Genomic DNA, 12019 nt, shown 5'->3' with positions numbered 1-12019 from the left:
CGGTCAGTCCTGGGCGAGGATCGCGTAGAGGCGCTTGCGAGCTTCGTCGAGGACCGCGACGGCCTGCTGGACCTGCTCGGGCGAACCGGTCCGGCCGACCTGCGCTGCAGCCTGCGCCAGCTCGACGCCGGCCTTCGGCAGCGCGGTGATGCCGGGGTGCTCGGTCGGCTCACCGGTCTGCCACGGAGCGGTCGCTCCGGACTCGGCGACCTCGTCGCGGCCGGCCTCGGTCAGCGCGTAGGTCTTCCGGCCGTTCGACTCCTCGGCCGTGATGATGCCCTCGTCGGAGAGCAGCTGCAGGGTCGGGTAGACCGAGCCTGCGCTCGGCTTCCAGGAGCCGCCGCTGCGCTCGTCGATCTCGCGGATGATCTGGTAGCCGTGCATCGGCTGCTCTGCCAGCAGGGCCAGCACGGCGGAGCGGACGTCGCCGCGCCCGGCGCGCGATCCGGCGCTCTTCTCGAACTTGGAACGCAGCTGTTCCATCATCTGCCACATGTTCTCGGTACCGAAGCCGGCTCCGCTGCCGAATCCGCCGCCGTTCCCGAATCCTGCGCCACCGAAACCTGCGCCACCGCTTGGGAATCCACCCATGATTGCTCTCCTTCGTAGTTCGTGAACGATGCTCAACGATATATCGGTGAAGCTGTGAACGATATGTGTAGTCACGAGAAATCCATGGCGTAACCTCAGCCTCATGAGCGCTTGGACGACAGCAGACATTCCCGACCAGCACGGCCGCATCGCGATCGTGACCGGCGCGAACAGCGGGATCGGAGCCGTCACGGCTCGCGAACTCGCCGCGCACGGCGCAACCGTCATCGTCGCCTGCCGCGACACCGAGAAGGGCGCGCGGGCCGCGGCGACGATGACGGGTGACGTCGAGGTGCGCCGGCTCGACCTCGCCGACCTCGGATCGGTCCGCCGCTTCGCCGAGGGCGTCGAGCGCGTCGACGTGCTCGTGAACAACGCCGGGGTCATGGCGGTTCCCGAACGACGCACGGCCGACGGCTTCGAGATGCAGATCGGAACCAACTTCCTCGGCCCCTTCGCGCTGACCGGTCTGCTACTGGACCGCATCACGACGCGGGTCGTCACCCTGTCGAGCGCCGCCCACCGGGCCGGCACCATCGACCTGGCCGATCTCAACTGGCGCAGCCGGACGTACCGACGCTGGGCCGCCTACGGCCAGTCGAAGCTGGCCGACCTCATGTTCTCGGCCGAGTTGCAGCGACGCCTCACGGCGAACGGCTCCCCCGTGCTGTCCGTCGCGGCGCACCCCGGCTTCGCGTCGACCGAACTCCAGTCGCACACCGAGTCCGCGCAAGGACCGCTCCTCGGTTGGGGAACGCGACTCCTCGGCCAGAGCGCCGAGATGGGCGCGCTCCCGACGCTCTACGCGGCGGTGTCGCCGGACGTCGAACCGGGCGGCTACTACGGACCGAGCGGCTTCGGTGAGATGCGCGGCGATCCGAAGTCCGTCGGCCGGACCACGGCGGCGCGCGACGAACGCGTCGCCGCCGAGCTCTGGACGAAGGCTGAGACGCTCACCGGCGTCACCTTCCCCTGATCGGCGCCGGACGCCACACCGCTACGCGGGCAGGCTCTCCTCGATCGCCGCGATGACCTCGGGAGCATCGGGTTCGGTCGTCGGACGGAAGCGGTGCACGGTGCCGTCGGGGGCGATGAGGAACTTCTCGAAGTTCCACTTGACGTTGCCGGCCTTGCCGTTGGCGTCGGCGGTCTTCACGAGCTCCTGGTAGAGCGGGTGGCGGTTCCGGCCGTTGACCTTCACCTTGTCCATCATCGGGAAGGTGACACCCCAGGTGGCCGAGCAGTATTCGGCGATCTTCTCGTTGTCGCCGAGCTCCTGCAGGAACTGGTTGCTCGGGAAGCCGATCACGGTGAAGCCGCGGTCGGCGTACTCCTTCTGGAGGGCCTCGAGCTTCTCGTACTGCGGGGCGAGACCACAGCGGCTGGCGACGTTGACGACGAGTTTCGCCTTACCGTCCCACTCCGCCAGGGTGGTGTCGCGGCCGTCGAGGGTGGTGACGGGGATGGTGTCCAGATCGGTCATGGTGCGGTGCCTCTCATCAGCGGAACGGCTTCGTCCACGAGCGTCGTGACGCGCGTGCGTGCCTCCTCGAACGCTACTCGCCCGCGAGGTGCCCGGCGCCCTTTCGTCAGTGCGTTCTCAGCCGACAGGCGTTGACACCGCCCACCCTCCGGTGGATCGTGAGTGCAGCAGATCGGAGCAGGACATGGGACGCATCCACATCGACCTCTTCATGACCCTCGACGGCGTCGCTCAGGCGCCGGGCGGGCCGGAGGAGGATCCCAGCGGCGGGTTCGCGTTCGGCGGGTGGCAGGCGCCGCTCATCGACGAGGTCGACGGTCAGCAGATCGATGCCGGCATGGTCGGCATGGACGCCCTCCTCCTCGGACGACGGACCTACGACATCTTCGCCGCGTACTGGCCGCAGCAGGAAGGCGGTCAGGACGACGGCATCGCCAGGCTCTTCAACCGCCTGCCGAAGGTCGTCGCGTCGCGTGAGCCGCGGGACCTGGCGTGGGCGAACTCGACACAGCTCGGACCCGACCTCCCGAAGGCCGTTCGGGACCTGCGCGAGCGTCACGCGCAGATCCACGTCATCGGCAGTCTCGATCTCGTGCAGACCCTCTTTGCGGAGGCCCTGTTCGATCAGCTCAACCTCTGGGTGTACCCGATCACGCTCGGTACGGGCAAGCGCGTCTTCGCCGACGGGACGGTGCCGTCGTCGTTGCGGCTCCTGGGACCGGCGACCACCTCGCCCGCAGGAACCGTCCACCTCCGCTATGAGCGGGTGGAGGGCGCACCGGCGACCGGCGACATGGGTGATCCTCGATGAGCGGGTCGGACGACGCGTCCGCATCCCGCCCGCCCGCGGACGCCCGCTTCGACACGATCGTCGTCGGCGCGGGTGTCGCCGGCCTCGTCGCCGCACGGCTCCTCGCGGCTGCCGGTCGGACGGTCGTCGTACTCGAGGCGCGGGACCGGGTCGGCGGGCGCGTGTCGACCCAGCGCCGCGACGGCCTGGCGACCGATCTCGGTGCGTCGTGGGTGCACGGCGTGACTGGCAGTGCGGTCGCGGCGGCGTCCGAGGCGTTCGGGATGCGGACGGTGGAGTTCACCGTCGGCGGCTACCAACCCGACAGCCGCCCGATCGCCTACTACGGTCCCGACGGCGAGCGCCTGTCGGACGCCGACGCTCGCGGCTTCGCCGAGGACGTCCACACGCTCGACGCGACCCTGCTCGGGGTCGTCGCCGAGTCCGCTCCTGACGCGTCGTACCGCGACGTGACCGAGGTAGCGCTCGCGCAGCAGGGGTGGGACGCCGAGCGGGTGGAGCGGGTCCGCGAGTACCTGGAGCATCGTTCGGAGGAGCAGTACGGCGCGACGATCGAGGATCTCGCGGCGCACGGCCTCGACGACGACGCGATCGACGGCGACGAGGTCGTGTTCCCCGACGGCTACGACGTGCTCCCCCGACGGCTGGCCGAGGGGCTCGACGTGCGCCTGGAGCACGTGGTGACGAGCGTCCGGTGGTCTGCGGACGGCGTCGAGGTCGCTGCCCAGGGTCCCTCGGGCGAAGTGGTGCTGCACGCGGGCACGGCGGTGGTGACGGTGCCGGTCGGGGTGCTGCAGTCGGAGGCGTTCACGATCGATCCCCCACTGCCGGAGCCGGTGGCCGGTGCGCTCTCCCGGTTGCGGATGAACGCGTTCGAGAAGGTGTTCCTCCGGTTCGAGCGGCGGTTCTGGGATGAGGACGTCTACGCGGTCAGGCAGCAGGGGCCGGAGAGTCGTCGCTGGCACTCCTGGTACGACCTGACGTCGGCGCACGGCTCACCGACACTGCTCACCTTCGCCGCCGGCCCGACGGCCGTGGAGATCCGGGATTGGGAGGACTCGCGCGTCGTGGAGTCGATCCTCGAGCAGCTGCGGCGCCTGTACGGCGAGCGCGTCGAGGAACCGACGGAGGTGCACATCACCCGCTGGCACGAGGATCCGTTCACCCGTGGGTCCTACGCCTACATGACCGTCGGCTCGACGACCGACGACCACGACGCCCTCGCGACGCCGGTCGGTGGCGTCCTGCACCTCGCGGGAGAGGCGACGTGGACGGACGACCCGGCGACGGTGTCGGCCGCCCTGCACTCCGGGCATCGCGCCGCCGAACGCGTCCTCGGCCAGCCGATCCCCGTCGACACCCTGTGGCGCGACGACAGCTCAGCACCGCTCGCCGCCGAGATCTGAGACCAACGACGAGTGCGCGACCACGCGTGCCGAGAGAGAGGAACCACCTGATGCGTTTCATGATGTTCGTCCTCGCGGACCCCGTGCCCGACGAACCGACCGACGACTCGGATGTCGACCACTGGGTCCAGGAACTGGACTCGACTGGCCGACGTCTCCTCGGGGATGTGCTCGATCCGAGTGAGGCGCGCGGCGTCCGTGTCCGCGCCGGCGAACGGCTCGTCACCAAGGGCCCGATCCCGGGCGCGACCGACACCCTCTGGGGCTTCGACATCCTCGACTGCGCCGACCTCGACGAGGCGCTCGACATCGCCGGCCGTCACCCGATGGCCCGCAACGGCCGCTTGGAGCTGCGCCCCTTCCCGGACGCGTAGAAAGCCGACGGGCTGAGCGGACACCCGAGCGGAGGATCCCCAGGCACGTTGACGTGCCCGCCTACCTCGGTGCACTGCGGAATCGCCGAGCGTGCAGTCCTTCGATCAGCCGCGGAGTGGTTTCAGAGCGCCTGCCCACGCCTCGAGCTGGTCGAAGAGGACTCCGGCTGCCTCGGCGTACTGGGGTCCGGGCGTGAAGGTGCTGAAGTCCTCGAAGTCGGAGAAGAGCGAGAAGCTCAGCTGCTGCCGCACGTCCGCGATCTGCAGTTCGGCACTGATGCCACGAAGGTGTTCGATCGCGCGCGCACCGCCGAGGCTGCCCCATGCCACGAACCCGGCGGCCTTGTTGTTCCACTCGGCGTACAAGTAGTCGATGGCGTTCTTCAGGACGGCGGACGTGGAGTGGTTGTACTCGGGCGTGACGAAGATGAATCCGTCGTAGGGCGCGATCGTCGCCGCCCAGGCCTTCGTGTGCTCGTTCTCATACGCCCCGAACGACGGCGGCGTCGGCTCGTCGAGGAGGGGCAGGGGGTGGTCGAGCAGGTCGATGAGCTCGTAGCTGGCGCTCCGACCGGCAGCCTGCTCGACGACCCAGTCGGCGACGGCCTTGCCGTTGCGGCCCGGGCGGGTGCTGCCGAGGATGATGGCGATACGGAGGTCTGACATGGGGTGCTCTCCTTCGATGTGCGTGCCTGTCCCGCGAGTCACGGGACGTGGTGGTGCCTGGCTCGCACTGTAGCCCGGTGCGGCCGCCGGCGTCGTCGACGGGACAGGGGGTTGCCTTCGGGCTCGGGGGCGTGCTCGTGTCGGCGCTGCCGTGGCCGGGCTCGCTGATGAGGTGCGCTGAGCATCAGCCCCTCGACGTCCACCGCACGCTAGTCGGCGACCGGTGGTGCCGTGTCAGCACCGCGAGCGGTGTCGAGCATCCGTGTCGCCGTCGCGCGGAGAAGCTCACGGAGATCCTCTGGCTCGTCGACGATCACCGCGTGATCTCCCAGCCCCGCGATGACCGCTGGAAGCCAGTCGAGGCGTTTGGCTCGGATCGAAAGCCGATGCCAGCCGGGTGCGTCCTCGATCAGCTCCACCATGGCCACGCTCTCCGGGAAGCGGGCCCGAATCTGCGGGACGGTCGCCTGGATGCGCAATCGAACGTTCCATCGGTAGTCCGCTCCCGCGAAGCGGTCGACGAGTCGAGGACGCTCCACTCGAGTCACCGGGGTCGAGATCACGCCGGGCAGGGTCCGCGCGGATCGGATGCGGTCGACACGGAAGGTGCGCTCCTCCGCTCGCTCGACGTCGAACGCGTCCAGGTACCAACGACCGGCAAGGACGAGCAGGTCGAGTGGATGCACCCTGCGGCGCGAAGGCGTTTCCTCGACGTCGCGGTACCGCAGTTCCAGGGGACGTCTCGAGCGAACAGCGTCCGACACGGTGAGCAGGATGCCGGCATCAGGGACGTCGAGGCGCGACGGGTTCAGCGCTGCGGCGTCGATGACCGCTTCGATGCGGTCCAGGGATGCGGCGGGGAGGGAACGCCGGATCTTCGCGAGCGCGATCTGCGCCGCGACGTCCGGGGAGCCAGCGGTCGATTGGGCTTCGCTCAAGCCGAGGAAGACGGCGACCGCCTCCTCGTCAGTGAGCATCAGCGGCGACACTCCGCGTCCGCCGGCCAGGCGGTACCCGCCGTAGCGGCCGCGCACCGACTCGATCGGAACCTCCATGTCCACGAGACGCTGCGCGGTGCGGCGCACGGTGCGCTCATCGACGCCCAACCGTTCAGCCAGCTCAGGCACGGTGCGGATCTCCGCCGACTGGAGCAACTCGAGGAGCTGCAGCGCGCGAGCGATCGGCGAGCCGGCGGTTCCCATGCGATCAGAATACCGGGCGAAAAACGTCCGGTATTCGTCCTATCGTCGTCACCGCCGCCGCACCCGCGGGGAACCCCATCTGAAGGAGACACGTATGCAACTCGCAGCCACCCGGATCATCACTGACGACGTCGACACCCTGGTCGCGTTCTACGAGCGGGTCACCGGCGTGATCGCGGCACGCTTGCACCCATTGTTCGCCGAGGTGCGCACCGACACCGGCACCCTCGCGATCGCCAGTTCGGCGACCATTCCGCTGCTGGGTGAGAACGCCGCCGCGCCCCGTGCCAATCGGTCCGTCATCCTCGACCTGCTCGTCGACGACGTCGATGCGATCTACGCGACGCTGCAGGGCGTCGTGGAGACGTTCGTGAACGAGCCGACGGACATGCCGTGGGGCAACCGGTCGCTCCTGTTCCGCGACCCCGACGGCAACCTCGTGAACGTCTTCACCCCGATCACCGCCGACGCAAGTGAACGCGTCGCATCGTGAACCTGCAGCCGCGGGCTACACCGGGATGACGGTCGGGATGAGTCGCGGCGCTGGAGGGAGCGGTCCGTGCCGGTCGGACGTGCGCAGTCCGTCGATCACGAGTGCGGCGTAGCGTCGCGCAGCTCGGACGCGCTCCGTCTCCGTCGTCCTCGAGAGTCCGCGAGCCGCGAGCAGGATCACGAGGAAGTCGTCAAGGACGAAGTCCGCGCGCAGCGCACCGGCGTGGATGGCACGACGAGCGACGGCTGTGATCGCCCGCACGGCCTGTTCGCGCTGGGTCCGGAAGTCGACGGCATCGGGGTAAGCGGCGAGGAACGCGTCCGTGAACCCCTGGTTCCGAGCGTTGAGGACCAGGACCTCCTCGACGATGCTGCGGAAGCCACGCCAGGGGTCGACGTCCGCGAGGGCGCCGACCACGATCGAGCGGCAGTCGTCGAGCTCGTTCTCGAAGGCGGCTCTGACGAGATCGGCTTTGGTCGGGAACCGTCGGTAGAGGGTGGCCGGCCCGACACCGGCTCGTCGGGCGATCTCTCGCATCGTCACGTGGAGACCGTCGGTCCCGAACAGTTCGCGGGCTGCCGCGAGGACGCGGTCACGGTTCTCCTGCGCGTCGGAACGCAGGTTCTGAGGCAGTGTCGCGGACATGTGTCTCACATTACTCAAGTGGACGGGTGCGTCCGTTACGTTTCGGGAGGCGGGTCAGATCCCCCGCCGCGAAACGGAGTGCACCCATGCGCGCAGTGATCATCCGGACCTTCGGTGACCCGAGTGGGATGGAGGTGGCGGACCTGCCCGTCCCCACGCCCGGGGCCGGTGAGGTCCTCGTTCGAACGGAGGCCGCCGGCGTCGGCGGGGTCGACGTCGTGATCCGCCGGGGCGGGATCGCCGAAGCCGCCCGGGACTCGGGGATGATCCCGGGGAGTGAAGCCGCCGGCGTCATCACCGCGACCGGGCCCGACGTCGACCCCGCATGGGTCGGTCGACGGGTCTGGGCATTCACGGGGACCTCGGGCGCGTACGCCGAATATTTGATCGCGCGCGCCGACGAGATCGTCGAGCTGCCGTCAGACCTTACGTCTGTCCAGGCGGTCACGCTGGGCAGTGCGTTCCCGGTCGCGCACTTCGCGCTCGAACGCGCTCGCCTGGCCCAGGGCGAATCCGTCCTCGTGCGCGGGGCCGCCGGGAGTATCGGCCTGGCCGGCGTCGAGCTGGCCGCCCGTGCCGGCGCCGACGTCATCGCCGTCACCACCTCGTCCTCCGAACGCGGGGAACGTCTGCGGGCATTCGGTGCAACCCACGTGCTCGACCGCTCCGGCGCAGGCGATGCGGACGCCCCGGCGGAGTTCGACGTCATCCTCGACATCGTCGGCGGTCCCGATCTCCCCCGGTTCATCGAGCGGCTCTCGCCGAACGGCCGCCTGATCGCCGTGGGCGTGGTGGGCGGGTTCCCGCCCGCCGACTTCGGCACGGCTCTCCTGGCCGGCTTCCGCAGATCGATCACCTTCGGGACCCTGAGCCTCGACACCGTGCCGCGCGCGGAACTCTCCCGGGTGCGAGCCGAGGTGTTCGATGACGCCGTCCGAGGCGCGCTCTCGCCGGTGGTCCACGACATCCTGCCGCTGAGCGACGCAGCCGAGGCGCACCGTCTCATGGACGCCGGGGACGTGTTCGGGCGCGTCGTGCTCGTCCCCTGAGTCGGCTGACGAGGCAGGCACCGATCCGCCACCCCTACAGCCAGACGGTCGCCAGCCAGACCTCGATCGCGGCGAGCACCAGCAGGACGACGTTCAGCCCGAGGACGCGGACCTCGCCGCGACGCAGGTGCAGGGTGATGCCGCCGATCTGCACCAGGACCAGCCCGACCGCCGCAGCGACGGTCAGCCAGGTGAGGACGCCGGCGAGTGGCGGCAGGATGAGACCGACCGCGCCCAGGATCTCGAGGAGCCCGATCACTCGGACCGCTGCGAGCGGCATCGTGTCGACCCACGCCATCATCGGGCGGAGCTGCTCCGCCGAGCGGACGAGCTTGACGCCGCCCGAGTACAGGTACATGACCGCGAGCAGTCCTGCCACGATCCAATAAGCGATGACCATCAGCTACCTCCGTTTGCGTCTCGTGAGGGTTACGATGAGTAACCAAAGCAAGTGTGGGCCGGAATCGACCGGCGTACAAAAGGCACACGCGTGTACCCGAGTCCCGAGAGGTGTCATGTTCCGCTACGCGAAGCTGTGTTCCGTCCGAGGCGATCAGGGCAAAGCCATCCGCTCCCTCCTCGACCGCATCGCCGACAAGTGGGCGCTCCTCCTCATCGCGACACTCCACGACGGCCCATTCCGATTCACCGAGCTCGAGCAGCGCATCCCGGGCATCTCCCGACGCATGCTGACCCTCACCCTGCGAAACCTGGAACGCGACGGACTGATCACCCGCACCGCTTTCGCGGAGGTGCCACCGCGGGTCGAGTACGAGTTGACGGACCTCGCCGAATCGCTGATCCCCCACGCCGTGGCGCTCGCCGAGTGGGCCGGCGAGCACGTCCCGACGATCGAAGCGAATCGGAACGCGTACGACGAGCGGTTCTGACCGTTGCCGCCCTGCGAACAACGAAAAAGTCCCGGAAACCAGATGGTTTCCGGGACTTCATGGTCGGGCTGACAGGATTTGAACCTGCGACCCCTTGACCCCCAGTCAAGTGCGCTACCAAGCTGCGCCACAGCCCGATGCCATCTCCGCTGGGCGGAGAAGACAACTCGAACAGTCTAGCGGATCCGGCGACCACCTCGTGACACGTCTCCGACGGTCGTGCCGGCGAGCGAGCGCACCGCCGTCACGACACACGGGAGGTCCCCCCTGCCCACCCTCGAACGGGGCACGCTACCGTGACTCGTCCGCACCCGCGCGACAGGATGAACCGGCCATTGCGGCCGCCCGACGAAGGACCATCATGCGCTACAGCCACTACTGGAAAGAGGTCCGCGTCGCGGCACTCACCGCCCTGCCCGTCGCGATCGTCTCCGGCATCGTGCAGGTCAGCCGCAACACGCCGATCGACGACGCCATCATCGGCGGCGCCATCACCTTCGTCGCGCTGTCACTGCTCATCCCCGTGGTGCGCCACTGGCTGCACCCGGAATCGCGCGGCTGACCACCGGCGCTCGCCCGCCGGCAGCCGCTACTCGGCCTTGCGCGCCTCGACGAGCTGATCGCGCACCTTGCGGCGCAGCACCTTGCCGATGAGCGACGTGGGCAGCTCGTCGAGCTGCTCGACCCGCTTCGGCACCTTGTACGCCGTCAGGCGCGTACGGCAGTAGTCGCGCAGCGAACCGGCGTCGAAGACCGTTCCGGCACGCATGACGACCGCGGCCGTCACGTCTTCACCGCCGGAATCGCGCGGTAGTCCGACGACGGCGGCCGACTCGACGTCCGGGTGCGACAGCAGCGTCTCCTCCACCTCGGAGGGGCTCACGTTGAACCCACCGGTGATGATGAGCTCCTTCACCCGGTCGATGACGGTCACGAAACCGTCCGCCGACACCGTCACGATGTCGCCGGTCCGCAGCCAGCTGCCTTCGAGCAGCGCTTCGCGGGTTTCATCGGCGCGGCCCCAGTACCCCTGGAACACCTGCGGCCCACGGAGCAGCAACTCGCCGGCCTCCCCCGCCGGGCGGTCGACGTCCGGGTGCTCCGGATCGACGACGCGGATCTCGGTGCTCGGGAACGGCACGCCGACGGTGCCCGGCCGACGCGACGGACCGATCGGGTTGCCGAGCGCCACCGGCGACGACTCCGTCATTCCATAGCCCTCGACGAGCAGCCCGCCGGTCGCCTCCTCCCAGCGCGTGACCGTCGACACCGGGAGACTCATCGCCCCGGAGATCGCGAACCGCACACTCGTCAGGTCGACACCCTTCCGGGTCGAAGCACGCGACAACGCGTCGTAGATCGGCGGCACCGCCGGCAGGAACGTCGGCGGTGACTTCTTCGCCGCCGTCAGCACGAGTTCCAGATCGAACTTCGGGAAGAGCACGAGCCGCGCGCCGATACTCATGGCGAACGTCAGACACAGGGTCATCCCGTACGCGTGGAACAGTGGCAGCACCCCATAGAAGATCTCTTCGCCCTCGCTCAGCCCAGGCACCCAAGCACGCCCCTGGGCGGCGTTCGCCCGCAGGTTCCGATGCGTCAGGATGGCGCCCTTCGGCGCCCCCGTCGTCCCGCTCGTGTACTGCAGGAGCGCGGTGTCGTCGAGCGTCGGACGCACGACCCGCTTCGAGAGCTTCCGCCCGCCGATCAGCCGCTCCCACGGGAGCACATGCTTCGCCGACGGGGTCGCGGTCATCGCCGCACGCGACTCGCGCGCACGCTTCACGGGCAGCCGCAGCGCCAGGCGCTTCGACAACGGCAGGGCCTGGGTGATGTCGACGGAGACGATCCGGCCGCGCATGACGTCGGCCGGCAGGTCTGCCACGAGGTCGTAGACCTTGTCCCACACGATCGCGACGTGCGCGCCGTGGTCCTCGAACTGATGGCGCAGCTCACGAGCCGTGTAGAGCGGGTTGTGTTCGATGACCGTCGCACCGAGCCGCAGGGCCGCATAGAAGGCGACGACGTGCTGCGGGCAGTTCGGCAGCACGAGCGCCACGCGGTCGCCGGGCTTCACGCCGAGCTTCCGGAGCCCTTCGGCCGCCCGAGCGACCTGTTCGCCCAGCTCCGCGTAGCTCGTCTCGGCCCCGAAGAACTCGAGAGCGATGCGATCGCCGAACCGCTTCACCGAGGTGTCGAGCAGGTCCACGAGCGTCTCGGTGACCTCGTCGATGTCGGCCGGCACGCCGCTCGCGTAGGAGGACAACCACGGCCGCTCGGCCAGTCGCTGACGCTGCGCCTCGCCGGCCTCGGTCGGCTCCGACGACGATTCGCCCTCGCGCTGCTCGGGTGTCTTTCCTCGATGGTCCACGCTGATCCTCCAGACGAGCCGTGCACACCGCACGCATC

Annotated in this window: 15 protein-coding genes and 1 tRNA gene; 8 read left to right on the top strand and 8 right to left on the bottom strand. The window is 69.1% G+C overall.

Annotated elements, in window-relative coordinates; translation table 11 throughout:
* Positions 1 to 3 precede the first annotated feature (3 nt).
* Positions 4 to 495 (bottom strand): PadR family transcriptional regulator, encoded by a 492-nt coding sequence (locus QRN27_RS17705; protein WP_285043392.1) that lies wholly within the window; start codon positions 493 to 495, stop codon positions 4 to 6.
* A gap of 199 nt (positions 496 to 694) precedes the next feature.
* On the opposite strand from QRN27_RS17705, the gene QRN27_RS17700 reads away from it, so the two are divergent.
* Complete coding sequence (locus tag QRN27_RS17700) at positions 695 to 1567, top strand: oxidoreductase (RefSeq protein WP_285043348.1); 873 nt, start codon at positions 695 to 697, stop codon at positions 1565 to 1567.
* Between the two features lie 21 nt (positions 1568 to 1588).
* Here QRN27_RS17700 and QRN27_RS17695 read toward each other — a convergent pair whose 3' ends face one another.
* Positions 1589 to 2074 (bottom strand): glutathione peroxidase, encoded by a 486-nt coding sequence (locus QRN27_RS17695; protein ID WP_056005205.1) that lies wholly within the window; start codon positions 2072 to 2074, stop codon positions 1589 to 1591.
* A gap of 184 nt (positions 2075 to 2258) precedes the next feature.
* Here QRN27_RS17695 and QRN27_RS17690 point away from each other — a divergent pair, with 184 nt between their 5' ends.
* From QRN27_RS17690 to QRN27_RS17680, 3 genes are read left to right on the top strand one after another with little or no spacing between them, the layout of a single operon-like run.
* A complete protein-coding gene (locus QRN27_RS17690; RefSeq protein WP_285043346.1) occupies positions 2259 to 2885 on the top strand; it encodes a dihydrofolate reductase family protein in 627 nt (208 codons plus the stop codon).
* The gene (locus tag QRN27_RS17685; RefSeq protein ID WP_285043345.1) at positions 2882 to 4291 is read left to right on the top strand and encodes a flavin monoamine oxidase family protein; all 1410 of its coding nucleotides are present in this window, start codon (positions 2882 to 2884) and stop codon (positions 4289 to 4291) included. The genes QRN27_RS17690 and QRN27_RS17685 overlap by 4 nt, the downstream gene beginning before the upstream one ends.
* Positions 4292 to 4341: 50 nt before the next feature.
* The gene (locus QRN27_RS17680; RefSeq protein ID WP_285043344.1) at positions 4342 to 4665 is read left to right on the top strand and encodes a YciI family protein; all 324 of its coding nucleotides are present in this window, start codon (positions 4342 to 4344) and stop codon (positions 4663 to 4665) included.
* Between the two features lie 105 nt (positions 4666 to 4770).
* Here QRN27_RS17680 and QRN27_RS17675 read toward each other — a convergent pair whose 3' ends face one another.
* On the bottom strand, positions 4771 to 5331 hold the full coding sequence (locus QRN27_RS17675; RefSeq protein ID WP_285043343.1) for an NADPH-dependent FMN reductase: 561 nt from the start codon (positions 5329 to 5331) through the stop codon (positions 4771 to 4773).
* 209 nt (positions 5332 to 5540) lie between these two features.
* Complete coding sequence (locus tag QRN27_RS17670; protein WP_285043342.1) at positions 5541 to 6533, bottom strand: helix-turn-helix transcriptional regulator; 993 nt, start codon at positions 6531 to 6533, stop codon at positions 5541 to 5543.
* Between the two features lie 94 nt (positions 6534 to 6627).
* On the opposite strand from QRN27_RS17670, the gene QRN27_RS17665 reads away from it, so the two are divergent.
* Positions 6628 to 7026, top strand: coding sequence for a VOC family protein (locus tag QRN27_RS17665; protein ID WP_285043341.1), 399 nt, complete (start codon positions 6628 to 6630; stop codon positions 7024 to 7026).
* A gap of 15 nt (positions 7027 to 7041) precedes the next feature.
* On the opposite strand, the gene QRN27_RS17660 is transcribed toward QRN27_RS17665, so the two are convergent.
* Positions 7042 to 7671, bottom strand: a complete 630-nt coding sequence (locus tag QRN27_RS17660) for a TetR/AcrR family transcriptional regulator (protein ID WP_285043340.1) — start codon at positions 7669 to 7671, stop codon at positions 7042 to 7044.
* An 86-nt stretch (positions 7672 to 7757) separates the two neighbouring features.
* Here QRN27_RS17660 and QRN27_RS17655 point away from each other — a divergent pair, with 86 nt between their 5' ends.
* Positions 7758 to 8720, top strand: a complete 963-nt coding sequence (locus tag QRN27_RS17655; RefSeq protein WP_285043339.1) for a zinc-dependent alcohol dehydrogenase family protein — start codon at positions 7758 to 7760, stop codon at positions 8718 to 8720.
* Between the two features lie 34 nt (positions 8721 to 8754).
* Here the strand turns inward: QRN27_RS17655 and QRN27_RS17650 are convergent, their stop codons facing one another.
* Positions 8755 to 9120, bottom strand: a complete 366-nt coding sequence (locus QRN27_RS17650; RefSeq protein WP_285043337.1) for a DoxX family protein — start codon at positions 9118 to 9120, stop codon at positions 8755 to 8757.
* A 115-nt stretch (positions 9121 to 9235) separates the two neighbouring features.
* Between QRN27_RS17650 and QRN27_RS17645 the strand changes: the two genes are divergently transcribed.
* Positions 9236 to 9610 carry a winged helix-turn-helix transcriptional regulator gene (locus QRN27_RS17645; protein ID WP_194670200.1) on the top strand — a complete coding sequence of 125 codons (375 nt, stop codon included), beginning with the start codon at positions 9236 to 9238 and terminating at the stop codon, positions 9608 to 9610.
* A gap of 60 nt (positions 9611 to 9670) precedes the next feature.
* On the opposite strand, the gene QRN27_RS17640 is transcribed toward QRN27_RS17645, so the two are convergent.
* Positions 9671 to 9747, bottom strand: a tRNA-Pro gene (locus QRN27_RS17640).
* A 224-nt stretch (positions 9748 to 9971) separates the two neighbouring features.
* Between QRN27_RS17640 and QRN27_RS17635 the strand changes: the two genes are divergently transcribed.
* Complete coding sequence (locus tag QRN27_RS17635) at positions 9972 to 10172, top strand: hypothetical protein (RefSeq protein WP_056005177.1); 201 nt, start codon at positions 9972 to 9974, stop codon at positions 10170 to 10172.
* 27 nt (positions 10173 to 10199) lie between these two features.
* On the opposite strand, the gene QRN27_RS17630 is transcribed toward QRN27_RS17635, so the two are convergent.
* Entirely contained in the window at positions 10200 to 11894 is a 1695-nt protein-coding gene (locus QRN27_RS17630; RefSeq protein WP_502929547.1) for a long-chain-fatty-acid--CoA ligase, read from the bottom strand.
* Positions 11895 to 12019: the final 125 nt, after the last annotated feature.

It is taken from the genome of Plantibacter sp. LMC-P-059a (genome assembly GCF_030209505.1).
Classification (GTDB): domain Bacteria; phylum Actinomycetota; class Actinomycetes; order Actinomycetales; family Microbacteriaceae; genus Plantibacter.
This window is presented reverse-complemented; position numbering and strand designations above follow the sequence as displayed.